Source organism: Aliidongia dinghuensis (assembly GCF_014643535.1).
GTDB classification, from domain to species: domain Bacteria; phylum Pseudomonadota; class Alphaproteobacteria; order ATCC43930; family CGMCC-115725; genus Aliidongia; species Aliidongia dinghuensis.
Window position 1 is genome coordinate 1 of sequence record NZ_BMJQ01000068.1, and the last position, 625, is coordinate 625.

The 625-nt window shown below is 41.4% G+C and carries 1 protein-coding gene; it reads left to right on the plus strand.

Annotated elements, in window-relative coordinates:
* Nucleotides 1-625 (plus strand): catalase (locus tag IEY58_RS34160; protein ID WP_189052661.1); only part of this gene is annotated, 625 nt, incomplete at both ends.

Below are 625 nucleotides of genomic sequence, written 5' to 3' on the forward strand. Positions count from 1 at the left end.
GCTGATCCAGACTATCATCGTCGTGATCTATTTGAAACCTTGTTTGAAAATGGTGACGAAGTTGTTTGGGACTTTGGTGTGCAGATATTCACCCAAGAACAAGCAGAAAAATTCCCATTTGATCACTTGGATGCAACCAAATTAGTTCCAGAAGAATTAGTCCCTGTTGAATTCGTGGGTAAAATGGTATTAAACCGTTATCCCGATAACTTCTTTGCTGAGACAGAGCAAGTGGCTTTCTGTCCAGCAAACATCGTACCCGGTATCGACTTTAGTAATGATCCATTGCTACAAGGTCGTTTATTTAGTTACCTTGATACTCAGCTGTCGCGCTTAGGCTCACCAAATTTTGCGCAGTTGCCAATTAATGCACCAAAATGTCCATTCCATAATATGCAGCGTGATGGTCATATGCAGATGCAAATTCCCAAAGGTCGCGTTGCTTATGAACCACAAAGTTTAGAGCCAGAAAAACCGCGTGAAAATCCGTCAATTGGGTTTAAATCATTTGCAGAGGATTTAACTCAAAATAACGATGCGGTTAAAGGTCGTATCCGTGCAGAAAGCTTTGCAGACTTTTATAGTCAACCACGTATGTTCTATCGTAGTCAAACCCCCATTGAGC